Here is a 22,475-nt window from a genome sequence, read left to right on the forward strand (position 1 = left end):
GCTGTTCCGCCGGTCGGGCAGATGAGGCTGCCCGATCGGGCAGCGGTCAGATGAGTCCTTCGCGCACCGCGTAGGCCACCGCGTGGGAACGGTTGCGCAGCTGCAGCCGGGTGGTGACGTCGTGCAGCACGTTCTTGACGGTGCGCTGGCTGTAGCACAGCTCCCTGGCGATCTCGTTGGTGTCGTGGCCTTCGGCGATGAGGCGTAACACCTTGATCTCGCGGTCGGTGAGCCCGGTGAAGGTGAGGCCGCGGGGGGAGAGCACCTGACGCTGCAACCGGCCGACCTGTTCGAGCAGGTGCCCGAGCAGATCGGCGGGGATGACCCCGTCGCCGGCGGCGATCTTGCGTATCGTGCGGGCCAGCACGTCCGGTGTGGCCTCGTGGCGGCGCAGTACCCCGTTGACGCCCACTTCGGCTGCGGCCACCACGGTTCCGTCGTCCACCGTGGCGGTAACCAGCACGGTGTGCGGGACCGCCGCCCGGTGCAGCGACCGCAGCAAGCGGCGCGTCTCGTCGTCGAGCGCGTCGGCCACGACGACGGCGACGGTCACCCCGGTCAGGTCGTTGCCCTCGACGATGTCGATGTCCGTCCGTCCGCGTAGTTGGCTGACCACGCCGGCCTGCAGGATCGGGTCGTCGGCGTATACGTAGGTGCGCACGCGGTCCATTGGTGACCCCCTCGATGGAAATCCGCTCGATAGGGCACCACTATCCGGTCGGGCCTCAACATCGGCTCAACGCCGGACCGGCGGGCGCTCAACAAACGCTCAACGCGCAGGTTCGCGACCCGTCACGACGAGCCGGCGCTCACCAGCTCACGCGGCGCGGCGGTCGGCACCGGCAACGCGGCAGGAATGTGCACGAGCCGTTCGGCGCGGGCCAGCCACTCCGGGTCTGCCCATGAAAGCCGGCCGGGCAGCCGCCGCCAGTACTGCGGATGGGCGCGCACGAACAGCGAGACGCTCGCGTGCACGGCCGCATCCTCGGGCAGCCGGCGCAGCGACAGCGGGTGCGTGCTGCCGGCCAGCGCGTCGAACTCGGTCGGCGTGGGCAGCCGGCAGCCGCCGCGCAACCGCACGCCCGCGCGGACGGCGCCGTCGAGCACCCAGTCCAGCGGCAGGTCGGCCAGCGGCCAGCAGGCACCGGGCGTCCCGGCGACGTCGCAGTGGGCGCCGCGGAACCATACCTCCTCGACCGTGTCGCCGCCGATCAGTTCGCCGAACGGTCCGCCGTCGATCGCGACGGCGTGACGACCGGATTCGACGCGGGGCAGCGCGCCGGGCACCGAGGTCACGCCGGGCACCGACACCGCATCCCACAGACCGAGGTAGCGGACCGGCACCGCGGCCGACGTCCGCCCGGTCAGCACGGCCGCCAGCCGGGCCACCCGCGCCCAGTCGGCGGCGGTGCGGACACCGCGCGGCAGCACATGGGCGTCGAGCAGGTGGTCCAGCACGCTGTCGCGACGCTGCGGCCACACGCCGAGCGTGCCGAGCAGGCGGGCGAGTTCGCGGGCACACGTCGCGCCGCGGCCGACGCCGAAGACGTAGATCGCATCGCCGGGCGCCCACACGTCGACCAGATACCGGTACGCCGCAACGACACTCGCCCTGGCCTCGTCGGCGGTCGCCGACCGTCGCCGCCACCCGGCCAGCCGGCCGTCGGCGGCGCCGGCGTCGTACCACGTGAGCTGGCGGGGGGAGCTCTCGACGAGCCCGAAGAGCGCACCGGCGTTCGTGGCGGCGGGTCGTCCGGACTGTTCCTGCGCACGGTCGAAGCACAGCACGATGTTCTTCATCACGGCCCCCGCCTCAGAGACTTTGAGATCGGCTCTTAGTTTGCCCGCTCGTCACCGCCGTGTCACTACCTTTCGGCGGACTTTCTGCGATTCAGCGACGGATTCTTGAGAACGGGACGGTTGTCGCGACGGATTCCGTCGAGTAGCCGCCGTTTCCGGCCCTGAGCCGAGGGGCTGACTCGGGGCTTGACAAGCCGTATCGGCGTTGCCGGGACCCCGGAAAGAGGGTGCGTCAGCCGCCCATGAGCAGGCGCCACTGGTCGAGATCGCTGGCGCGGTAGACGTAGTTCGAGCGCTTGACGGTCTCCAGCGGTGCGCTGGGCTGCTGGGAGTACCAGTGGCCGGGGAACACGGTCGGGTCGCCGGGCAGCTGGGCCAGCGCCTGCAGGCTGCGGAACATCTCGTCGACGTCGCCGCCGGGGAAATCGGTGCGCCCGCAGCCCTCGAGGAACAGCGTATCGCCGGCGACCAGCCGGCCGTCCAGCAGGAAGCACTGGCTGCCCGGAGTGTGGCCCGGGGTGTGCAGCAGTTCGATGTCGATGGCGCCGACGGAGACCACGTCGCCGTGGGAGTGCGCGGTGAGGTCGGAGCGCGCGATGCCGGTCACCCGCGAGACCCAGTCCGCCTCGTGCGCGTTGACGTGCACCGGCACGCTGACCCGCTCGAGCAGCTCGGCCAGGCCCTTGAGCTCGAAGCCCATCATCGAGCCGCCGACGTGGTCGGGGTGGTGGTGGGTCGCCAGCACCCCGGACAGGTGCATGCCGTCGGCCTCGAGCGCGTCGACCAGATCGCCGGCCGCGTAGGCGGGGTCGACGACGACGCAGTCGCCGGTCTCGCGGTCGCCGATCAGGTAGGCGAAGTTGCGCATCTGCGTGGCGATCATGTCGCCGGCGGCGAAGTCGCGCCCGGACAGCAGCTGGCGGAAGTAGAGGCGGTCGTCATGTGCGGGACTGGCCATGTGTCGCAGCCTATAAACGCGCCGACGACACCGTTGCCGCTGGTGGAAAAACCGCACGTGACGAGGTGTTCAACCGCACAGCCGCAAAACTCGCCTCCGCGATGCCGAATTACTAGCGTCGGCAAGTATGCAACTCACCCGGTTCACCGACCTCGGCCTGCGGACGATGATGCTGCTGGCCGCGGGCGAAGCCGATGAGCAACGCGTCACCACCCGCACCATCGCCGCCGGCGCCAACGCCTCCGAACACCACGTCGCCAAGGCCGTCTCCCGCCTCTCCGAACTCGGCATGGTGCACGCGCGCCGCGGCCGGGTCGGCGGGCTGACGCTCACCGAGGAGGGCCGCCACGCTTCGGTCGGCGGGCTGGTGCGCCGCCTCGAGGGTGACCGGGAGGTCATCGAATGCGGCGGCGACGACCCGTGCCCGCTGATCGCCGGCTGCCGGCTGCGCCGCGCGCTGGCCGAGGCCAAAGAGGCGTTTTACGCCGAACTCGACCACTACACCGTCGCCGACCTGGCGACCCCCGCACTTCCGCTGGTGTTCCTCGGGGCACCGGCGCGCAAGAACCCCACCGATGAAAGGACCGTCCGATGACCGCCCCCGCCAACGCCGCCGTCCGCGAGGAGCTCGCCCCGCAGCACGCTGAAATCATCACGGCCACACTGCCGTTGGTGGGCGCGCACATCGACGAGATCACCACGCGGTTCTACGGCGGCATGTTTGCGGCGCATCCGGAACTGCTGCGCAACCTGTTCAACCGGGGCAACCAGGCCCAGGGCGCCCAGCAGCGCGCGCTGGCGGCGTCGATCGCCACCTACGCCGCGCACCTGGTCAACCCGGACCTCCCGCATCCGGCCGAACTGCTCAGCCGCATCGGGCACAAGCACGCGTCGCTGGGCATCACCGCCGACCAGTACCAGCTGGTGCACGACCACCTCTTCGCCGCGATCGTGGAGGTGCTGGGCGCCGACACCGTCACCGCCGAGGTGGCCGAGGCGTGGGACGCCGTCTACTGGATGATGGCGCGCACGCTGATCGAGCTGGAACGCCGGCTCTACGCCGAGGCCGGCGTGGCCGACGGCGACGTGTACCGCCGCGCGCGGGTGGTCGCCCGGGTCGACGATCCGTCCGGCGCGGTGCTGCTGACGGTGCGCTCCACCGGGGCGCCTTTCGCCGACTTCCGGCCCGGCCAGTACGTGTCGGTCGGGGTCACGCTGCCCGACGGCGCCCGCCAGCTGCGCCAGTACAGCCTGATCAACACCCCCGGCGCCGGTGAGCTGACGTTCGCGGTGCGGCCGATGGGGGAGGTGTCGCAGTGGCTGGCAGCCAACGTGTGCGAAGGTGACCTGCTCGACGCGACCGTGCCGTTCGGCGATCTGCCCGCCCCGGAGCTGCACAAGCGGCCGCTGGTGCTGATCTCCGCGGGCATCGGCATCACCCCGATGGTCGGCATCCTCGAACACCTGGCGGTCAACGCGCCCGACACCACGGTGCGGGTGTGGCACGCCGACCGCGACGCGACCACCCACCCGCTGCGCGAGCAGCAGCGCGAGCTCGTCGACGGGCTGCCCGACGCGGCGCTGGAGGTCTGGTACGAGGACGGCGCCGGGGCGCGGACCGGCCTGCTCGACGTCGGCGCGGTCGAGCTGCCCGAGGGGTCCGAGGTGTACCTCTGCGGCGGCACCGGGTTCGTGCAGGCGGTGCGCGCCCAGCTGACCGAGCGCGGCGTGCCGGCCGAGCGGGTGCACTGCGAGCTGTTCGCGCCGAACGACTGGCTGCTGTCCTGAGCGGTGACCTGGGCGGTCTGGCCCGCTGATTGCCGCCGATGACCAGCGGTTTGGCGGCGACGCGGGCCAGACTGTACTCTCTTTAAGGCCCGCGGTACGGCGCTGTTCAGTGCCGAGGGTCAGGCCCCCTTAGCTCAGTCGGCAGAGCGTTTCCATGGTAAGGAAAAGGTCAACGGTTCGATTCCGTTAGGGGGCTCGGTGGACACCGGGGCGAGCGAAGCGACTGGAGTCGTAACGCTAGCGCGGCGGCGCCGGTACGGCGGTGTAGCTCAGCTGGTTAGAGCGCACGACTCATAATCGTGAGGTCGGGGGATCGAGCCCCCCCACCGCTACAAGACGAAACGAATTGTTGACGAAGGACGACTGACGTGGCCTCCAGTACAGACGTACGGCCCAAGATCACCTTGGCCTGCGAGGTGTGCAAGCACCGCAATTACATCACCAAGAAGAACCGTCGCAACGATCCCGACCGGCTCGAGATCAAGAAGTTCTGCCCGAACTGCGGCGTGCACCGCGCGCACAAGGAATCGCGCTGATCAGTTCGCCAATCCGTCATTGGTGAGACTGACTAGGTAGGGTCTTCACTCGTGTCTTTTCTGGACGACGTCGTCGGGCTGCACTATCGCCACCCCGACCACTACGTGGTCGGCCGCGAGAAGATCCGCGAGTACGCCGTGGCCGTGAAGAACGAGGACGCTGCGTTCTTCGACGAGCAGGCCGCCGCCGAACTGGGCCACCAGACGCTGCCGGCCCCGCTGACGTTCATCTCGGTGTTCGGCTATCAGGCGCAGACGGCGATGTTCGCCTCGGCCGGTATCGGACTCAACGACGCCAAGATCGTCCAGGTCGATCAGGTGCTGAAATTCCACATGCCCATCAAGGCGGGCGACAAGCTCTACGTCGACGTGCACATCGACTCGGTCCGCAAGGCGCACGGCACCGACATCATCGTCATGAAGAACATCGTCACCAATGACAACGGTGACGTCGTACAGGAGTCCTACACCACCCTGGCGGGGCGTAGCGAAGAAGACGGAGAGAGTGGCTTCAGCAATGGCACTGCGTGAGTTCGAATCGGTCAAGGTCGGGGATCAGCTCCCCGAGAAGGTGATTCCGCTGACCCGGCAGGACCTGGTGAACTACGCCGGCGTGTCCGGCGACCTGAACCCCATCCACTGGGACGACGACATCGCCAAGCAGGTCGGTCTGGACACCGCGATCGCGCACGGCATGCTGACCATGGGTCTGGGCGGCGGCTACGTGACCGAATGGGTCGGCGACCCGGCCGCGGTCACCGAGTACAACGTCCGCTTCACCGCGGTGGTGCCCGTCCCCAACGACGGCGTGGGCGCCGAGATCACCTTCAGCGGCCGGGTGAAGAAGGTCGAGCCGGAGGACAAGTCCGTCACCATCGCGCTGTCGGCCACCTCGGGTGGCAAGAAGATCTTCGGCCGCGCCGTCGCCGTCGCGAAGCTGGCGTGACCCATGGCACTCAAGACTGACATCCGCGGGATGGTCTGGAAGTACCCCGAGACGTTCGTCGTCGGCCGCGAGCAGATCCGCCAGTACGCGGCTGCCGTCAAGGCCAAGGATCCGGCGAGCCACGATGTGACTGCCGCCGCGGAGATGGGCCACGACGGTCTCGTCGCCCCGCCGACCTTCATGTCGATCCTCGCGGTGATGACCCAGCGGCACTTCTTCCAGCATGTCGACGTGGGCTTCGAGACCATGCAGATCGTCCAGGTGGACCAGAAGTTCCTGTTCCATCGGCCGATCAAAGAGGGCGACCGGCTCGACGCGACCATGCACATCGAGACCGTCGACGAGCGATTCGGCGCCGACATCGTGACCACCCGCAACGTGCTGACCGACCACAACGGCGAGATCGTGATGGAGGCCTTCACCACGCTGATGGGCCACGAGGGCGACAACTCGATCTCGGCGGGCTGGGATCCGGAGACCGGGCAGGTGGTCCGCAAGCCGGTGGTGCACGACGCCGAGCCGGTCGACGTCGCGGATTAGTAAACCGGACCGGCGGCGCGCTACACTCGGTCCTCGGGGTTTTCCCATTCCAGCGCGCTTCCGGCCGAACGTCGGGGAGCGCGCGAATTGTGTGAGCCCCGGGACGCGCCGACGGACACCGCCAGGCGGTGTCGTCGCCGAAGGGGCGTAGCTCAACTGGCAGAGCAGCGGTCTCCAAAACCGCAGGTTGCAGGTTCAAGTCCTGTCGCCCCTGCTCAACTGAATACTCGACAAGTGTGGACACTGGAAGGTGACCACCCATCCAGACGACGAAAGGCATGCGGTGAGCGACGAGCGCGATCGTGCCGGCTCCGCAGGCACCGGTGAGGGCGCCGAGACCGACGGCGCCGACGACAATCGGGGTCAGACCGCCGTCGTGACCCGTCCGCTGCGGCCGACCGGCAAGCGGAACCGGCGTGCGGCGGTCAGCGAGGCCGACGGCGAGTCCACAGCCACCGAGCTGACGGAGAGCACGGGCACCGAGAACGGCTCCGGCACGGCCAAGAAGAAGACGGCGAAGGAACCGGGTCGCTTCCCGAACCCGATCACCTACATCGTCAACTACATCAAGCAGGTCGTCGCCGAGCTGCGCAAGGTCATCTGGCCGAACCGCAAGCAGATGGTCAACTACACCTCCGTGGTGCTGGTCTTCCTGGTGTTCATGGTCGCCCTGATCTACGGCGTCGACACGGGGCTGCAGCGTTTGGTCGGCCTGGTGTTCGGCGAGTGACGAGAGAGGAATAGCAACCGTGACGAGCTTCGAGGGCGAGACGCCTTCGGCCGAGAGCGTCGACCTGGTCGACGACACGACCACCGAGCCCGCGACCGAGGATGCCGACGTCGCCGGCGGCGAGGTGAGCGAGGAGGCCGCCACCGCGGCCGACGCGGCCGGTGAGGTCGACGCGCCCGCGGCCGACGCGGCGCCCGCCGAGGTGGAGGACGAGGACCCCGCGGTCGCGCTCAAGAAGGAGCTGCGGCTCAAGGCGGGCGACTGGTACGTCATCCACTCCTACGCCGGCTACGAGAACAAGGTGAAGGCCAACCTCGAGACCCGCGTGCAGAACCTCGACGTGGGCGACTACATCTTCCAGGTCGAGGTGCCCACCGAAGAGGTCACCGAGATCAAGAACGGCCAGCGCAAGCAGGTCAACCGGAAGGTGCTGCCCGGCTACATCCTGGTGCGCATGGAGCTCAACGACGAGTCGTGGGGCGCGGTGCGCAACACCCCCGGCGTCACCGGGTTCGTCGGCGCGACCTCGCGGCCGTCGCCGCTGAGCCTCGACGACGTGGTGAAGTTCCTGCTGCCGCCGGCCGCGGCGAAGAAGCCCGGCAAGGCCGCCGCGTCGGCTGCCGCCGCGGCGTCGTCGGAGGCCACGCTGGAGCGGCCCGAGATCCTGGTGGACTTCGAGGTCGGCGAGTCGGTCACCGTCATGGACGGCCCGTTCGCGACGCTGCCCGCCTCGATCAGCGAGGTCAACGCCGAGCAGCAGAAGCTCAAGGTGCTGGTGTCCATCTTCGGCCGCGAAACACCTGTCGAACTGACCTTCAACCAGGTCGCCAAGATCTAACCGGCGCTCACGCCCTAGAAAGAAGAGGAACCGCAAGCAATGCCCCCGAAGAAGAAGGTCGCCGGGCTGATCAAGCTGCAGATCCAGGCCGGGCAGGCCAACCCCGCCCCGCCGGTCGGTCCTGCGCTCGGCCAGCACGGCGTCAACATCATGGAGTTCTGCAAGGCGTACAACGCGGCGACCGAAGGTCAGCGCGGCAACGTCATCCCCGTGGAGATCACCGTCTACGAGGACCGCAGCTTCACCTTCCAGCTGAAGACGCCGCCCGCGGCCAAGCTGCTGCTGAAGGCCGCCGGCATCCAGAAGGGCTCCGGCGAGCCGCACAAGACCAAGGTGGCCAAGGTCAGCTGGGATCAGGTCCGCGAGATCGCCGAGACCAAGAAGTCCGATCTCAACGCCAACGACATCGACCAGGCCGCCAAGATCATCGCCGGCACCGCCCGGTCCATGGGCATCACGGTCGAGTAATTCTCTCGACCGCCGTGGGAGAGCTGGCATCGGCTCGCACCACAACCTCTGAAACACAGGAGAGACACCAATGAGCAAGACCAGCAAGGCATACCGCGAAGCCGCGGAGAAGGTCGACAAGACCAAGCTGTACACGCCGCTCGAGGCCGCGAAGCTGGCCAAGGAGACGTCGTCGAAGAAGCAGGACGCCACCGTCGAGGTCGCGATCCGGCTGGGCGTCGACCCGCGTAAGGCCGATCAGATGGTGCGCGGCACCGTGAACCTGCCGCACGGCACCGGTAAGACCGCGCGCGTCGCGGTGTTCGCCGTGGGCGACAAGGCCGAGCAGGCCATCGCCGCCGGCGCGGACATCGTGGGCAGCGACGACCTGATCGAGCAGATCCAGGGCGGCATGCTCGATTTCGACGCGGCGATCGCGACGCCCGACCAGATGGCCAAGGTCGGCCGCATCGCCCGCATCCTGGGCCCGCGTGGCCTGATGCCGAACCCGAAGACCGGCACCGTGACCCCCGATGTCACCAAGGCCGTGGCCGACATCAAGGGCGGCAAGATCAACTTCCGCGTCGACAAGCAGGCCAACCTGCACTTCGTGATCGGCAAGGCGTCGTTCGACGACACCAAGCTGGCCGAGAACTACGGCGCCGCGCTGGATGAGATCCTGCGCGCCAAGCCGTCGGCGTCGAAGGGCCGCTACCTCAAGAAGATCACCGTGTCGACCACGACGGGCCCGGGCATCCCGGTGGACCCGGCGGTCACGCGGAACTTCGCGGAGGCCTGATAGCCGACGCGGCCATCGGCACCGAGGCCTGAGTCTTCTACGTCCGAACGTCCTTGCCATCGGCAGGGGCGTTCGGCGTTGGAGGGGTCACGCGGGTGCGGGTGCGGCGTTCTGCGCCTCGTACAACTGTTTGTACAACCCGCCGCGGGCGAGCAGTTCCTCATGGGTGCCTTCGGCGGCGACGCGCCCGCCGTCGAGCACGATGATGCGGTCGGCGACACCGGCGATGAAGTCCATGTCGTGACTGATGACGATGCACGTCCGCTCGGCGGCGTACTCGCGGATGACCTGGGCGATCCGCACCCGCTGATCGGCGTCCAGGTTCTCGGTGGGTTCGTCGAGCAGCAAGACCTCCGGCCTGCGTAACAGACAGCGCGCCAAGGCGATCAGGCGCTTCTGTCCCCCCGAGGGCACCTGGACGTCGATGACGGTGTCGTACCCGCGTTCGAGCTTGAGCGGGTCGGTGATGACGGAGTGGACGTGGGCCAGTCGGCACGCCTGCTCCACCTCCTCGTCGGTGGCGTGCTGGCGCGCCAGGCGGACGTTCTCGCGGATCGATTCCTTCAGGAAGAACGGGAACTGCGACAGCTTGGACACCTGCTCGCGCAGCGTTCGCAGCGACAGGTCTCGGATGTCGTGGCCGTCGAGTTCGATACGCCCGCTTTCGGGTTCGAGGAAACGCAGCAGCAGGTTGAAGATCGTCGACTTACCCGACCCGATCTGGCCGACCAGCGCGACGGTCTCCCCCTCGCGGATCGCGAACGAGACGCCGTTGAGCACCTTCTGGCGGTCGCCGTAGCCGAACACCACGTCCTCGAACACGATGTTGCCGTGCAGCTCGTCGAGCTGCTTGGCGCCGGGCCGCTCCTGAATGGTCGGCTTGGTGTCGAGCAGTTCGTAGGTCGACGCGACGTTCGGGACGACCGAACGGTAGGTGGTGTAGGCGTCGATGATCCGCTGGGCCGGCGCGAACATCGTCGGGACGAAGCCGACGAACACGATCAGGCTGTTGAACGTCAGCCCGAACGCGTTGCTGTAGGCGATGCCGACGACGAGCACCAGCGCCGTGCTCAACGCGACGAAGATCTGCGTGCTGCGGCTGCTCGCCTGCAGCCAGACCACCATCATCGCGGAGTTCTTGGCCGCGGCTTCAGAGGCTTCGGCGAACCGCTGGCTGCGGCGCTGTTCGGCGTGGAACACCTGGATGTCGGCGATGCCGGTGATGGTCTCTTCGAGTTCTCCGCCGAGGTGGCGGCTGCTCATCATGATCTGGCGGGTGGTGGCCTGGAGCTTGTTGCCGACATAGCGCAGCGCCATCAGCGCGAACGGCGACAGCACCAGTGAGGCGACGGTCATCTGCCAGGACAAGGAGAGCAGATAGGCCAGCGCGATCACCAGCACCACCGCGTCGATGAGCGGCGGGATCAGGCAGTCGGTGAGGAGCTTCTGCACCCCGCCGGCCTCCACCTGAATGCGCTGCATCAGCGCGCCGCTGCGGGCCCCGGTGAAGAAGTCGAGCGACAGCGACTGCAGGTGGTCGTGGACGCGCTGACGGATCGCGGTGAGCAGCTTCCAGTCCACCTGGGCGTCCACCCAGGCGCGGGCGAAGCCGAGCACCTGCGCCAGGACGAGCGAGGCCGCCCAGATGGCGAGCCACCCCGCGAACGGCAGAACCGGACCCGAGATGCTGCCGTCCGGGCGGCTCGCGCGAGGACCGCTGGCCGACCAGATGTCCTGCAGGCTGCCGCCACCCGGGCCGGCGACCCGGCCCATGATGTCGATCATCGGCCCCCAGACCGCGGGCGTGACGAACGGCAGCGCCGTCACGATGAGCCCGAGCAGCACCGAGACCGCGACAAGGCCGCGCAGCGGCCGCAGCAGAAGGAGGCTGCGCCGGATGTACTGCCATGCCGCACCGCGGGGAAGCGACGGCTTACCCAAACCGCCCGGACCGCCCGGACCGCCCATCCGCACGGCACCGGGCGGGATACCGGGCGGAACACCGGCAGGCATGCCGACGGGGCGGCCGAGCGGTGTGCCACCCGGCGCGGCGGGCGGTGCGCCCATGGCCGGCCCGAGCGCGCTCCCGACACTGGTCCGCGGAAGGTGGGGGTCGGTCGTCATGGGATCACCTCTTCACCTGCTGGGCAGGGCCCGGAGTCCCCAGGCATCGCATTGGCAATTTGCTGAACTGTTCGATCGGCGCCGGTTCCCGCCGGTTCGGTGTAGTGAGCAACCGGTACGGCGCCGTCGAGGAGGTGCGCGATTGCCTGCCGGAGCGCCGACTTGTCGGGCTTCGACGAGGCGACCCGCACGATCCCGGCGCGGTCGATCAACGCGAAGGTGGGGACCCCGCGGGCGCCGTAGCGTCGCTGCGTGCGGTCACCTTCGGTGACGCCCATGCCGAACGCGACGGCGTGGTCGTCGATCGTGCGGCGGATGAGGTCGCGTTCCCGTGGCGGGTCGCCGCGGTAGCTGGTCACGCCGATGACGGTGAGGCCGTGATCCGCGTGGTGCCGGTGCAGTTCGTCGAGGAACGGGAACATCGCCGAACACGACCGACACGAGGGTGTCCAGAACTCCAGCAGCACGACGCGGCCGCGCTGCGCGGCGAGTGTCATCGACTCACCCTGCACCCAGTCGACGACGTCGATCTCCGGCGCCTGCCGATCGAGCAGCGCGATCTGCGCGGCGCGGTCGTGCAATTGGTAGCAGCCGACGGTCGCGATGTGCACCTGATCGGGTGACCCGGTGGCGCGGACGAGTCGAAGGACGTCCTCCGCGAACGCCGCTTCGTCTCGCAGCAATTGCGCTGCGGCGCAACGCTTGTTCATGTCGACGTTGAGGTCGGCCAGCGTCAGGGCCAGCAGCACCCGGTCGCGGAACGGCGTCGCCTCCGGCGCTGACCGGGCCTCGTCGAGTGCGGCGGCCACGAGCGTGACGGCGTCGTGCGGGCGGCCGTCACGCCGTAACCGCGCGGCGGACGTCACAGCCTCGGGTACGCGCGTGGGGCGCGTACCCGGCTGTGGCGGCGTCAGCAGTATTCCTCCCAGTACACCCAGTTGCCGGAGCCGTCCTCGACGTAGTACCAGCAGATCGCGGCGTAGCCCTCGACGTCGCTCGACGGCCGCCCGGCGGGCACGACGCCCTGCGCGTCCTCTTTGGACAGCGAATCCTTGCCCGGGAAGAGCCGGTTGCGGACCTCGTCGGTCATCGGCTTGAGGTTGACCTTGTACTTGGACAGTTCGTCGTCGGGAATGTCGTAAAGAGCCGGTGCGCCGGTCTCGTCGACGCCGCTGAGAACGCTCATGGTGACTCCTCTTTCTTGAAGGTCTTCGGTGAGGTACGGGCCCCGCCGATGGGGACGTCCCGATCTGACCACGGCGGCTCAGCGCCGACAATCAACTGCGCGACAGCTACTTGTCAAAATTTTGACAGGGCCGTTGATTACTTTGCGCAACCTTTGCTCGCCCTGCCGGGGCAACGTCACGCGAGCTTCTCCAGGGCGGCCATGCCGAGGATCGTCACCTGGTGGTCGGCGCACATCTCCACGACGCGGTGGCGTCGCAACTCGCTCAGGGTGTGGTTGACGCGGACGCGGGATGCCCCGACCATGCGGGCCAGGTCGCCTTGGGTCAGGCGCAACGGGATGCGCACAAGTTCAGAATCCGGCACCGGTTCGCCGTACTCGCGGGCCAGCAGCAGCAGGTGGCGCACGATGCGTGCCCGCACATCGACACCGGCGAGCGCCTCGATCCGGTCGTTGGCCAACTGCACGCGGCGCGCCAGCACGCCGGCGAGGTTGGCGCTGAGTTCGGGCATCGTCTGAATGCAGCGTTCGAACGCCTGACGGTCGATCCACAGCAGTTCCGTCTGGTCGAGCGGCAGGATCGAGTGCGCGACGTTCGACGTCTCGCCGAGCGTGAGCGCACCGATCACCTCTCCCGGCCCCAGCAGCGCCAGCAGCAGTTCACTGCCGTCGGACTGCGCGCGCACTATCCGGACGACCCCCTTCTGGATGACGTACGCGGTGTCCTCGAGCTGGTCGGTCATCACGATCCGGCCACCGGCCGGCAGCACGTGCCGCCGCATCAACCCGTTGAGCACGGCGAGCTGCGGCAGACCCATGTCGCGGAACAACGTCAGCCGGCGCAGGGCGGTCGGGTCGGGGTTGGCGGGCACTGTCGACTGTCGCTTCCGCTAGGGATCCCTGGGCGTCGCCGCCCCAAAAAGATGAGGCGGGTCGGACACGCGGTTGCGGTCGACGTTGGCGGACAGCTCCCGCAGGATCGTCTTCATCTGGAACACGGTCAGCCCCGCGTGCTTGCCCAGAATCTTGGCGACCAGCCCGGCCATGTGCGGTGAGGCGTAGCTGTTCGCGGTCATGGTCCGGCGAGTGTGGTTGTGCCAGGCGATGTTCACGTCGATGCCGAGCGCGCCGAACTCCACCGGCGGGTGCGGGTTGTAGTAGAAGACGTAAGGGTCCTGGATCCCATGTGAGGCGACCGAGAGCACCGAGGAGTACACCGACGGAAAGCTCGGGATCGGCATGTTGTTGGCGGCGGTGACCAGGACCAGGTTCTTGAAATAGGCCTCGTCGACGAGTTCGTGGAAGATGCTGAAGCAGTCGCGCTTGGTGGTGCCGAGGCTGAGATTGCAGACGTGCATCCCGTTGTCGATCGCCCAGCGGATGCCCGCCGCGAACACCCGGCCCTTGCCCTTGTTGGCGCCGCCGAGCACCTTGACGCTGTACAGCTCACACTCGGGAGCGAGGGAGCGGATGATTCCCGCGCAGGCCGTGCCGTGGCCGAAGCCGTCGTCGTGCGGTGCGGTGTCGTAGACGAAGCGCAGATCCGCACCCTCGGTGATGGCGACGTAGCCGTTGACCGGTCCGACGTCGGGGTGGGTGGCGTCGATGCCACTGTCCACCACCGCGACCTTGACACCCGCACCGGTGCTGCCCTCCCACGCCCACTCCGGGGTGAGCCCGTCGACCGGGTCGAGGGGCGCGAACCTCACCAGCTTGCTGTCGGCAAAGGCCGAACTGTAGGCCGGCCGGAAGCTCGCCACCATCACGCATCTCCCAACGAGCCTGCGCGACTGGGGTTTCGAAGGTACTCGACCAGACTGGTGAGGATGCCGCGGCAGGCGTCGGCGGCGGCATCGCCGTGGTGGACGATCTCCTGGACCAGCCGCGCCAACTCGAGGGCTTCGAGGTAGCCGCTCTGCCGGCCCAGGTGGGTGGTGAACTCGCGGGCACGCTCGGTCAGCCCGTGCCGGTCGTGATCGGGTGCGCCGTCGACCGCGCGGATCAGGTCGTGAACCATCGCACCGATGCGGCTGTGGGTGCGGGACTGCTCGATGGCGACCGCCGCCAGATTGGCGAACAGCCCGATGGCCTCCATGTCGTAGACGCTGAAGGTATCCGCACCCTCCTTGTCGAGGAACTCCAGGACGCCGATCACCTCGTCGTCGAAGGACAACGGCACGCAGAGGATGTTCTTCGGCGCGAAGCCGACCGCGGCGGCTATGTCGTTGGCGTCGCGGTCGTCGGCGTCGGTGTCGGAGATGGCCATCGGCTGCCCGGTGAGTGCGACGAGACCGGCCACCCCGTGCCCGATCGGGATGCGGACGCCCTGCGACGCCGCGCCGTCGTCGCCGATCGCCTCTTCGAAGACCAATTCGTCGCGGTCGGTGTCGAGCAGGCACAGCAGGGCCGCCCGGGCGTCGATGATGTCGGCGGCGGTGGCGACGATCATCTCCAGGAGTCGCGAGTAACTCACCGGTGCACCGATGGCGCCGGTGGCCGATGCCGTCGTCAGCGCATCGCGCAGATCCCGGGCGAAACCGTCTTCGGCGAGGCGACGGCGCAGGCTGTCGATCTCCGCCTGCTGGCGGGCGATGGTGGCGGCGGCGTCGACGGCTGCCTCGGTGTCCGCCTGAACGGCTTCCATGCTGGGCTGTTCCTTTCGGTCAGTGCTGCAGTTCGATCGGCGCACGGGCGTGCGCGGGGTGTGGTGGTTCCTCGCCGGCGGAATAGTTGGCGTGGAATCGGTGCTCGGGTACGGGCCACTGCTCGCCCTGCGGTCCGCGCACGATCCAGTCCCCGTCCCGCGCGATGACGTCGCCCTCGAGTGTCGCGACGATCTCGCCCGCCGTGGCCGGGCGGGCGAGCACCGTCCCGGTCCGGCGGTAGCGCCCCGGCCCGATCTGTTCATGCGTTCCGTCGAAGACCTCCGCGGCCACCGACCGCGTGTCCCCGGTGTCGTCGGTGACGAGCCAGTCGCCGGCCCGAGCGTGCATGACCTCGCCGGTGGAGGTGGTCCACGTGAACGCGTGTGGGCGCTGTTCGGCGGTGACGTCACCGCGGCGCCGGTAGCGGCGCCAGCGCGTTTCCTGCTGGACGGCGGGCTTTTTCGGCACGGACCGGTAACCCAGGGCGCGCAGGTTGATCAGTGTGGCGCCAAGGCTGCGCTGGGCGTCGCGGATGAAGCCGGGATACCGCGCCACCAGGTCGTGCCAGGGCAGGAGTTTGTCGTGGCGGCATCGGTCGTCGTCACGGTGCTCGGCGTACCGCCACCCGGAATTCTCGTAGTAGCGTCGCCAGTCCTCGTGTTCGGCTGCGACCATCGCGGTCACGGCGGATTCGTCGTAACCGAGGATCGACAGTTGCTCCAGCGGTTCGAGGTCGGCGAACCCAGGCGGCAGAGGTGGGGCCGGTTCCGGTTCCTCGAGGCTGTTCCAGGTGTGGCCGGCGAACGTCTCCACGATCGACAGCGTGTTGAGCAGTTGACGCCGATTGGACTGTTTGACGAACGGGTCTAGGTCGGCCCACGGACGGGTGGACCTGGTGTTGCGCGGGGTTCGGGAGCTGTAGTGCTCGTGGATCAGTTCGGCCGCACGTTCCCAAACGTCTTGAGGCGCACCGGGTTCGAGCTCCATGTTGATCGGAAATCCGTAGAGGTGCCCGACGATGGAGATGTCGAGCAACGAGGTCGACGCGGTCGACGCCAGGTAGACCCGCAGGTTCGGGAACCGCGACGCCAATCGGGTGCCGAGTGTCTCCATGGTGGGGTCAGCGAGGACGAAGGCGTGGCGGGCCGGCTCGTGGTCGCGCAGATATGCGACGACTTCGTCGACGGTGGCATCGGCGTCGTATGCCGTGACGGGCAGCATGGCGCTGTCCGGCGCCATGCGACTCTGTCGAATCTGGTGGTCGTCGACGAAGCTCTGTGCGTGCCGGGCGAAGATCACGACGTCCGAGGGGGCCGCCACCCCGGGCTTGGCGTACCACTGGAGTTCGCGGTGCAGTTGGGCGAGCTCGGACACCAGCGCGTACGTCAGCGGTGTCAACCCGCAGACGACGATCGTGGTGGGAAGACGCCCGCCTGCGTCCGCACCCCTCCGGTCGGTGATGTGCCGGACCAGCTTGGCCGCGGTCACCTCGTAACGCCCGACGGCGTCGGCCACCCAGCAGCGCTCAGTGGTGGCCAGGAAGCTGCGCCGCCACACCTCCGCCTGCCACGGATCGTCGATGCGCACGGTCAGGGGCATCCTCGGGCGAGCGGCCCCGGCCGCGGTGACGGCCGCGTCCACGTGTTGAAACCGTCTGACGTTTTCCATCGGGTCGGCGGATAACAGATACAGCCGGTCCAGGCGCGGCCATATCGGGAGCTGCGAGATCATCTGTGGTGAAGCCAGATCGACGATGCGCAGCTTCGCGCCGAGTTGTTGCGCGGCGCGGGCGGCGGTGGTCTGGGGATCGTCGGTCAGGACGACGAGTGTGGCCGCGGGATCCTTCGTCCGCGCGATCGCGCGGAGCATCGACACCGTCTCGTCGTCGATGCCGACGACGACCGTCAGCAAACGAGCGCGCCGAATCGCGATCCGGTCGAGTTGGGAGCGGAAGAGTTCGAGTGCGGCGGCCAAGGCAGCCGTGAGCGTGGTGGTGATGGCCAAAAGGCGGGCGATCTCCAGGGCGGCCGGCATCGACGTCGACGCACACGGACCGTTGCCGCCGGGGCCGAACGGGTTCTCGACGTTCCCCACGAACAGCGCCAACGTCCAGGAGAGCGGCGCGAAGAAGGGCGCCTGGACGCCGTGGCACCGCCAGTAGGCGCTCATGCCCAGGGCGACCGCCGACGCCGCCATCGCGGCGATGACCGCGAGCGGGGGACCGCTGAGCGGGGAATTCCCGAGGAGACGGCGGAGTGCGAAGTGCGCGAGCGGCAGGCCGAGGATCACCGCGATGGTGGCGTGGTCGCCGGGAGCGCCGAACCATTGCAAGGCGGGCGGCGCCGCCTGCGTCAGGCCGGGGTCGAGCGCCACCGCACATATGTACAGCAGCGCGACGACGTAGCAGACGTCCAGGAGGCGGAACGCCCGAGACATCCGCACGTCGGCGAGGCGCGCCGACACGGGGCCGGGGCGGTGCCGTCCGGGATGTCTCATCGCCACAACCTCCTGCCGGCGAGCGTGAGTATCCACGCATCGTCACACCGCCGCCGGTGGTGTGTCTGCGGTATGCGAGAACGTTTGCCGAAATTTTCTCAGCCGGGTCAGACCCCGGGTGCGCCGGACCGTCGCCGGGCAACTCCGCGGGTTGCCTAGATATCAAGATCGTTTTGCTCGCAACGTCTTAGGCATGCCTTAACTCCTTGTGAATCGAGGTGAAGCGATGCGATCAGCGGATTTGTCCAAGTAACCGTCAATTTTTGCTACCGTTCGGCGTGCGCGCGCCTGTGACGTTGCGCAGCCGGGCCCTCTGTCGCGAAGAAGGTGTGTTGCCGTGGCGGTGTTCATGAGCTACTCCAGCCGGGACCGGGCGCTGGTCGAAGGCGTGTTGAAAGCACTGCGTCGCGCGCACGAGCAGGTGTGGCTCGACGAGGAGCTCGGCGGCGGCGAGGCGTGGTGGCGGGAGATCCTCGAGCAGATCCGCGGATGCGAGGTCTTCCTTGTCGCCCTGTCGAAGAACATGCTGGAGTCGAAGGCGTGCGCGGCCGAATTGCGGTACGCCCAGCAGTTGGGTAAGCCGATTCTGCCCGTGCAGGTGGGCGAGCTGGACAACATGCGGATCAATCCGCTGGCGGCCATGCAGGTGATCGACTTCCGCCAGCCGACCATGGACTCGGGAATCGAGTTGGTGTCGAGCGTGCATGCGCTCCGGGCGCGGGCGAGACCGCTGCCGGATCCGCTCCCCGAGGAACCGCTGATCCCGTTCGCCTATCTCATGCGGTTGGCGACGACGATCTCGGATCCGTCGCCATTGAGTGCTCAGCAGCAGATGACGTTGGTGGCCGAGTTGAAGGCGGGGCTCGACGAGGACGGCGACGACCTGTCGGCCCGGCGGGACATCGCGCAGTTGTTGACGATGCTGCGGGACCGGCCCGATGTCACGTGGCGCACGCGTAATGAGGTGGAGTCGGTGTTGGCGTCGCTGACGCAGCCGGAGCGGGTACCGGTGACGGGACCGTCGCAGGCCTACGGATTCAGCCCGCCGCCGTACGGCGCCGGACCGCAACCCGTGTACCAGGGTCCGCCGGCCGGACCTCTGCCGGACGCGCGACAGCAGCTTCCGTATCGGCCCCCTGACGCAACGAATTTCGAGCCGAATGCCGGCGTGCGAACGGCATCGCGGTCGCGCGCCAAGTGGTGGATTGCGGGTGGGGCAGGTGTGGTGACCGTCGCCGCGGCCGCCGTTGTGGTGGTCGTGGCGGCCACTGGCGGCGACCCTGAGCCGCCTCCGGCTCCGGCCCCGACGCTGACGCCCGCCGATCAGAATGCACTGCTACTCACGTCGAACGAGGTCGAGTCGATCGTCGGCGTGACGAACCTTGCGCCCGGCGAGGTGTATGACCAGATGGCGACCAGCCCGATCACGTTGTCGGTGCCGGAATGTGCTGGGGCGCAGTACAACGCGCTGCAAACGGTGTACGCGGGCAGCGGCTACAGCGCTGTTGCCGACCAGGAGTTGACGGCCGAAACGCCCCAGTACGTATTCGTGAACCAGACCGTTGTGTTGTTCCCGTCGAGCGATCAAGCCCAGCGTTTCGTGGCGGAGTCGGCGGACCAATGGGAGGACTGCAGCGGCCGCGGTCTCACCGTCACCCTCGAAGACGGCAGCACCTATAACTGGAGCTTCGGACAGGTAGTCGAAGACGATTCCGGGATCGCGCAGCATGCCACCCAGGAAGGCATGGAGGGGTACGGGTGCGACCACGCGCTGCGGGTGGTGTCGAACGCGGTCATCGAAGCCCGGGCGTGCCGCGACCAGGTCGGTGATGACGCCAGCCGGATGGCTGACGAGATGGCGGCCAAGGCGTCGGACTGAGATCGGCGTCTTGGGCCGTCACCTGGAGATGGCCACCGTATTGACCTGACGCCCGAAGTCCTCGGGCGAGCCCCATTCGAGGTGCAACTTCGCCGAGGCCGTGTTGACCGCCCGGGATTCCTGCATCATCCGTTGACGATCCCCGCAATGTAGGTGGGGTAGAGCGGTGGGCGCGAAATTTGCGTTCGCGATAGTTAGGATAACGCGGGGTTCGAAACAAGGGGGATTTCGATGGGCCGTCGTATTGCGGTGTTCGGGACGGGGTATCTCGGCGCCACGCATGCGGCGTGCATGGCCGAGCTGGGCCACGAGGTGCTCGGCGTGGACGTCGACGAGGGCAAGCTGGCGAAGCTGGCGATGGGGGAGTTGCCGTTCTACGAGCCGGGGCTGCCGGACGTGCTGCGCAAAAACATCGATGCGGGGCGGCTGCGGTTCACGACCTCGTATCAGGAGGCGGCTGACTTCGCGGACGTGCACTTTATCGCCGTCGGAACTCCCCAGAAGCACGGTGAGCTTGCCGCGGACCTCCGGTACGTCGATGCTGTGGTCGGGACGCTTGCGCCGCTGCTGACCCGTCCCGCGGTGATCTTCGGCAAGTCAACAGTGCCGGCCGGTACCGCCGCACGATTGGGCGCGCGGGCGCGAGAGTTGGCGCCCGCCGGCGACCAAGTGGAACTTGCCTGGAATCCGGAATTCCTGCGTGAGGGGTTCGCGGTCAAAGACACGCTGCATCCTGACCGCATCGTTCTTGGCGTCGACTCGAGAAAGCCCGGTACCGCGGAGGCTGTCGCACGCGACGTCTATGCCGTGCTTCTCGAAGAGCAGATCCCCTTCCTCGTGACCGATCTGGCTACGGCCGAGCTCGTCAAGACGTCGGCGAATGCGTTCTTGGCGACGAAAATTTCGTTCATCAACGCCATCGCTGAGGTGTGTGAGGCAACGGGCGCGGATGTATCGGTGCTCGCGGACGCAATCGGGCACGACGCGCGGATCGGCCGACGATTCCTGAATGCGGGAATCGGCTTCGGTGGCGGCTGCCTGCCGAAGGACATTCGGGCATTCATCGCGATGGCCGGTGAGCTTGGCGCCGGCCAGGCGTTCGCGCTGCTTCGCGAGGTGGACAGCATCAACATGCGTCGGCGCAACAAAATGGTGGAACTGGCCCGGGAAGCGGCCGGTGGGTCGTTGATCGGCGCCCGAGTCGCGGTGCTGGGCGCAGCATTCAAGCCGGATTCCGACGATGTGCGAGACTCGCCGGCCCTGAACATCGCCGGCCAGATGCAACTCCAGGGCGCCTCGGTGAGCGTGTACGACCCCGAGGCGATGCAAAACGCGCGGCAGCTATTTCCGACGCTGCAGTACGCCTCGGACATTCGAGAGGCATGCTCCGGGGCGGACATCGTCATGATATTGACGGAGTGGAAGCACTTCGTCGCGCTTGATCCCTCGGCGCTCGGTGAGGTCGTCCGCCGGCGAACAGTCATTGACGGACGAAATTGTCTCGATCCAGTGGCTTGGCGAGGCGCTGGATGGACGTATCGGGGAGTCGGCAAGCCTTAAACACTCCAGTGTTGTACGCGAGTCGCCCGCCGTTTCAACGGTGGACAGCGGGCGCTGCCTAGTGACGGGCGAATGCTCACGGGAAGAAGGCGTCGATCTCCTGATCTGCCGGAGGCCGGAGACGGTCACGCGGGGGGACGAGGATCCGCATTCAAAGTTAGTTTAGTCAACTATCGGCACAGAAGTGCAGGGCGGTGTGCAGGCGGTAATCGACAGATGATTGGTGGCACCGGCGATGCAACCACAGATTGTTAACGAGTTAGTAATCCAGGCACCCTGCGAACGGCGCAGATGGTGCACCGCTCCATACCTACCGTCATCGAATTATGGCAAAGCTCAGCATGTCGCAGCACATAGCGGCGAGCCGGATTTGCCTCAAGGCATCCGTGCGCGTTTGTGCTATTCACGGCGAATTATACAACTTCTAAGGAGAGCTGGCATTCGGACGTTTCAGTACATGGAAACCGCAGCTCAGGGGATGTACGCGTAGCGCCGACGAAGGCAATTGCCGACGACTCGCAGCGATGAGAGCAACGGATCATCGATGCGATTTCCGCGGCATAGGCACCTAGCCGCGGGTTCCAATCGCCGCGAATCTCAGGGTTCAGCGAATTGGGCCCCATCTATCCACGGTCGCGATTCCGCCGCTAAACATGCCTCGCGCGTTCCAGTTGACACCGCCGCTGCGTTCTGCGAAGCTTTTGCCCAACAAATTCGTTCAATCGAAGGGTGGGGGACATGTCCAATATGTCGACGCATTTCCGCGGGGGACTTACTCGACTGCAGGTGGGCACCGCGGCTTGCGCAGTCGCTGCCGCTGCTGCATTCCCGGCAGTGGTTGCCAATGCGGATACCGCTGCGCCGGCACCGCTCGCGCCGGTGTCGCAGCTGATCATTGATGTGAAGCCGTTGACCCCGATCGTGAACCTTGACGCGCCGCTGAGCCCGGTCATGAACATCGCTGAGCAGCCCGCCTGGCTGGAGAATGGCCGTCGGATCATCGATCGATTCGGTGCTCTGATCTTCCGCATTGCCGGAGCCATCATTGAGCCGTTCGCGGCGGTCGCGCAGGAAATCATCACTGCGGTTCAGCGCTTCTTCCAAATCGGGCCGTACTCCACGGGCCGCGGCTAGACCGCCCCTTGGTGACCCTTAAGGTGCGGTTTCCTCTCGGGAAACCGCACCTTTACCGTCGGCTCTACT

23 protein-coding genes and 3 tRNA genes are annotated in these 22,475 nt (G+C 67.5%); 16 read left to right on the forward strand and 10 right to left on the reverse strand.

All coding sequences use genetic code 11. The features are described from left to right. Positions 1–46: 46 nt before the first annotated feature. The 3 genes from E4P42_RS12370 to E4P42_RS12380 form a co-directional block, all read right to left on the reverse strand. The gene (locus tag E4P42_RS12370) at positions 47–670 is read right to left on the reverse strand and encodes a LuxR family transcriptional regulator (protein ID WP_135126364.1); all 624 of its coding nucleotides are present in this window, start codon (positions 668–670) and stop codon (positions 47–49) included. Between the two features lie 122 nt (positions 671–792). Continuing rightward, complete coding sequence (locus E4P42_RS12375) at positions 793–1,800, reverse strand: DUF2235 domain-containing protein (protein WP_135126475.1); 1,008 nt, start codon at positions 1,798–1,800, stop codon at positions 793–795. Between the two features lie 232 nt (positions 1,801–2,032). Beyond that, positions 2,033–2,758, reverse strand: a complete 726-nt coding sequence (locus tag E4P42_RS12380; RefSeq protein ID WP_135126365.1) for an MBL fold metallo-hydrolase — start codon at positions 2,756–2,758, stop codon at positions 2,033–2,035. 127 nt (positions 2,759–2,885) lie between these two features. Here E4P42_RS12380 and E4P42_RS12385 point away from each other — a divergent pair, with 127 nt between their 5' ends. The 13 genes from E4P42_RS12385 to rplA all read left to right on the forward strand — a co-directional run bounded on the left by E4P42_RS12385 (position 2,886) and on the right by rplA (position 9,382). After that, a complete protein-coding gene (locus E4P42_RS12385; protein ID WP_135126366.1) occupies positions 2,886–3,353 on the forward strand; it encodes an Rrf2 family transcriptional regulator in 468 nt (155 codons plus the stop codon). Further along, positions 3,350–4,546, forward strand: coding sequence for a globin domain-containing protein (locus tag E4P42_RS12390; protein WP_135126367.1), 1,197 nt, complete (start codon positions 3,350–3,352; stop codon positions 4,544–4,546). The genes E4P42_RS12385 and E4P42_RS12390 overlap by 4 nt, the downstream gene beginning before the upstream one ends. A gap of 123 nt (positions 4,547–4,669) precedes the next feature. Next, a tRNA-Thr gene (locus E4P42_RS12395) sits at positions 4,670–4,742 on the forward strand. Positions 4,743–4,804: 62 nt separating this feature from the next. Next, a tRNA-Met gene (locus tag E4P42_RS12400) sits at positions 4,805–4,878 on the forward strand. A gap of 36 nt (positions 4,879–4,914) precedes the next feature. Continuing rightward, a complete protein-coding gene (gene rpmG, locus E4P42_RS12405; RefSeq protein WP_135126368.1) occupies positions 4,915–5,082 on the forward strand; it encodes a 50S ribosomal protein L33 in 168 nt (55 codons plus the stop codon). A 51-nt stretch (positions 5,083–5,133) separates the two neighbouring features. Next, positions 5,134–5,613: a (3R)-hydroxyacyl-ACP dehydratase subunit HadA gene (gene hadA / locus E4P42_RS12410; protein WP_135126369.1), complete on the forward strand. Its 480-nt coding sequence runs from the start codon at positions 5,134–5,136 to the stop codon at positions 5,611–5,613. Then, positions 5,600–6,028: a (3R)-hydroxyacyl-ACP dehydratase subunit HadB gene (hadB, locus tag E4P42_RS12415; RefSeq protein WP_135126370.1), complete on the forward strand. Its 429-nt coding sequence runs from the start codon at positions 5,600–5,602 to the stop codon at positions 6,026–6,028. Before hadA ends, hadB begins: the two co-directional genes overlap by 14 nt. Before the next feature lie 3 nt (positions 6,029–6,031). Then, a complete protein-coding gene (gene hadC / locus E4P42_RS12420) occupies positions 6,032–6,568 on the forward strand; it encodes a (3R)-hydroxyacyl-ACP dehydratase subunit HadC (protein ID WP_135126371.1) in 537 nt (178 codons plus the stop codon). Positions 6,569–6,709: 141 nt separating this feature from the next. Further along, positions 6,710–6,782: transfer RNA gene (locus E4P42_RS12425), tRNA-Trp, on the forward strand. A gap of 69 nt (positions 6,783–6,851) precedes the next feature. Further along, complete coding sequence (gene secE, locus E4P42_RS12430) at positions 6,852–7,298, forward strand: preprotein translocase subunit SecE (protein WP_135126476.1); 447 nt, start codon at positions 6,852–6,854, stop codon at positions 7,296–7,298. A 19-nt stretch (positions 7,299–7,317) separates the two neighbouring features. Next, positions 7,318–8,136, forward strand: a complete 819-nt coding sequence (nusG, locus tag E4P42_RS12435) for a transcription termination/antitermination protein NusG (protein WP_135126372.1) — start codon at positions 7,318–7,320, stop codon at positions 8,134–8,136. 39 nt (positions 8,137–8,175) lie between these two features. Then, the gene (gene rplK, locus E4P42_RS12440) at positions 8,176–8,604 is read left to right on the forward strand and encodes a 50S ribosomal protein L11 (protein WP_135126373.1); all 429 of its coding nucleotides are present in this window, start codon (positions 8,176–8,178) and stop codon (positions 8,602–8,604) included. Positions 8,605–8,674: 70 nt separating this feature from the next. Further along, the gene (gene rplA, locus E4P42_RS12445; RefSeq protein ID WP_135126374.1) at positions 8,675–9,382 is read left to right on the forward strand and encodes a 50S ribosomal protein L1; all 708 of its coding nucleotides are present in this window, start codon (positions 8,675–8,677) and stop codon (positions 9,380–9,382) included. Positions 9,383–9,469: 87 nt separating this feature from the next. Here the strand turns inward: rplA and E4P42_RS12450 are convergent, their stop codons facing one another. The 7 genes from E4P42_RS12450 to E4P42_RS26980 all read right to left on the reverse strand — a co-directional run bounded on the left by E4P42_RS12450 (position 9,470) and on the right by E4P42_RS26980 (position 17,833). Then, the gene (locus tag E4P42_RS12450) at positions 9,470–11,506 is read right to left on the reverse strand and encodes an ABC transporter ATP-binding protein (RefSeq protein ID WP_245233997.1); all 2,037 of its coding nucleotides are present in this window, start codon (positions 11,504–11,506) and stop codon (positions 9,470–9,472) included. After that, positions 11,503–12,372, reverse strand: a complete 870-nt coding sequence (locus E4P42_RS12455; protein ID WP_135126375.1) for a TlpA disulfide reductase family protein — start codon at positions 12,370–12,372, stop codon at positions 11,503–11,505. Before E4P42_RS12455 ends, E4P42_RS12450 begins: the two co-directional genes overlap by 4 nt. A gap of 44 nt (positions 12,373–12,416) precedes the next feature. Further along, positions 12,417–12,692, reverse strand: a complete 276-nt coding sequence (locus E4P42_RS12460) for a hypothetical protein (RefSeq protein WP_059087869.1) — start codon at positions 12,690–12,692, stop codon at positions 12,417–12,419. A gap of 176 nt (positions 12,693–12,868) precedes the next feature. After that, positions 12,869–13,564, reverse strand: coding sequence for a Crp/Fnr family transcriptional regulator (locus E4P42_RS12465; protein WP_135126376.1), 696 nt, complete (start codon positions 13,562–13,564; stop codon positions 12,869–12,871). Between the two features lie 18 nt (positions 13,565–13,582). After that, positions 13,583–14,401 (reverse strand): S8 family serine peptidase, encoded by an 819-nt coding sequence (locus tag E4P42_RS12470; RefSeq protein ID WP_167759470.1) that lies wholly within the window; start codon positions 14,399–14,401, stop codon positions 13,583–13,585. Between the two features lie 53 nt (positions 14,402–14,454). Further along, positions 14,455–15,336, reverse strand: coding sequence for a GAF domain-containing protein (locus E4P42_RS12475; RefSeq protein WP_167759471.1), 882 nt, complete (start codon positions 15,334–15,336; stop codon positions 14,455–14,457). Between the two features lie 19 nt (positions 15,337–15,355). Next, positions 15,356–17,833, reverse strand: coding sequence for a hypothetical protein (locus tag E4P42_RS26980; protein WP_167759472.1), 2,478 nt, complete (start codon positions 17,831–17,833; stop codon positions 15,356–15,358). 337 nt (positions 17,834–18,170) lie between these two features. On the opposite strand from E4P42_RS26980, the gene E4P42_RS12480 reads away from it, so the two are divergent. From E4P42_RS12480 to E4P42_RS12490, 3 genes are all read left to right on the forward strand, one after another. Then, positions 18,171–19,712: a sensor domain-containing protein gene (locus tag E4P42_RS12480; protein WP_135126379.1), complete on the forward strand. Its 1,542-nt coding sequence runs from the start codon at positions 18,171–18,173 to the stop codon at positions 19,710–19,712. 231 nt (positions 19,713–19,943) lie between these two features. Then, entirely contained in the window at positions 19,944–21,272 is a 1,329-nt protein-coding gene (locus E4P42_RS12485; protein ID WP_135126380.1) for a UDP-glucose/GDP-mannose dehydrogenase family protein, read from the forward strand. Between the two features lie 738 nt (positions 21,273–22,010). Further along, on the forward strand, positions 22,011–22,406 hold the full coding sequence (locus tag E4P42_RS12490; protein WP_135126381.1) for a hypothetical protein: 396 nt from the start codon (positions 22,011–22,013) through the stop codon (positions 22,404–22,406). The last annotated feature ends 69 nt before the right edge of the window (positions 22,407–22,475 follow it).

This window comes from Mycobacterium sp. PS03-16 (assembly GCF_004570325.1).
Lineage (GTDB): Bacteria > Actinomycetota > Actinomycetes > Mycobacteriales > Mycobacteriaceae > Mycobacterium.

Excerpts from the sequence above, each read along its gene's own strand:
- E4P42_RS12370 (WP_135126364.1), bottom strand. The coding sequence starts at position 670 with ATGGACCGCGTGCGCACCTACGTATACGCCGACGACCCGATCCTGCAG.
- E4P42_RS12375 (WP_135126475.1), bottom strand. The coding sequence starts at position 1,800 with ATGAAGAACATCGTGCTGTGCTTCGACCGTGCGCAGGAACAGTCCGGA.
- E4P42_RS12380 (WP_135126365.1), bottom strand. The coding sequence starts at position 2,758 with ATGGCCAGTCCCGCACATGACGACCGCCTCTACTTCCGCCAGCTGCTG.
- E4P42_RS12385 (WP_135126366.1), top strand. The coding sequence starts at position 2,886 with ATGCAACTCACCCGGTTCACCGACCTCGGCCTGCGGACGATGATGCTG.
- E4P42_RS12390 (WP_135126367.1), top strand. The coding sequence starts at position 3,350 with ATGACCGCCCCCGCCAACGCCGCCGTCCGCGAGGAGCTCGCCCCGCAG.
- hadB (WP_135126370.1), top strand. The coding sequence starts at position 5,600 with ATGGCACTGCGTGAGTTCGAATCGGTCAAGGTCGGGGATCAGCTCCCC.
- hadC (WP_135126371.1), top strand. The coding sequence starts at position 6,032 with ATGGCACTCAAGACTGACATCCGCGGGATGGTCTGGAAGTACCCCGAG.
- rplK (WP_135126373.1), top strand. The coding sequence starts at position 8,176 with ATGCCCCCGAAGAAGAAGGTCGCCGGGCTGATCAAGCTGCAGATCCAG.
- rplA (WP_135126374.1), top strand. The coding sequence starts at position 8,675 with ATGAGCAAGACCAGCAAGGCATACCGCGAAGCCGCGGAGAAGGTCGAC.
- E4P42_RS12450 (WP_245233997.1), bottom strand. The coding sequence starts at position 11,506 with ATGACGACCGACCCCCACCTTCCGCGGACCAGTGTCGGGAGCGCGCTC.
- E4P42_RS12460 (WP_059087869.1), bottom strand. The coding sequence starts at position 12,692 with ATGAGCGTTCTCAGCGGCGTCGACGAGACCGGCGCACCGGCTCTTTAC.
- E4P42_RS12475 (WP_167759471.1), bottom strand. The coding sequence starts at position 15,336 with ATGGAAGCCGTTCAGGCGGACACCGAGGCAGCCGTCGACGCCGCCGCC.
- E4P42_RS26980 (WP_167759472.1), bottom strand. The coding sequence starts at position 17,833 with ATGAGACATCCCGGACGGCACCGCCCCGGCCCCGTGTCGGCGCGCCTC.
- E4P42_RS12485 (WP_135126380.1), top strand. The coding sequence starts at position 19,944 with ATGGGCCGTCGTATTGCGGTGTTCGGGACGGGGTATCTCGGCGCCACG.
- E4P42_RS12490 (WP_135126381.1), top strand. The coding sequence starts at position 22,011 with ATGTCCAATATGTCGACGCATTTCCGCGGGGGACTTACTCGACTGCAG.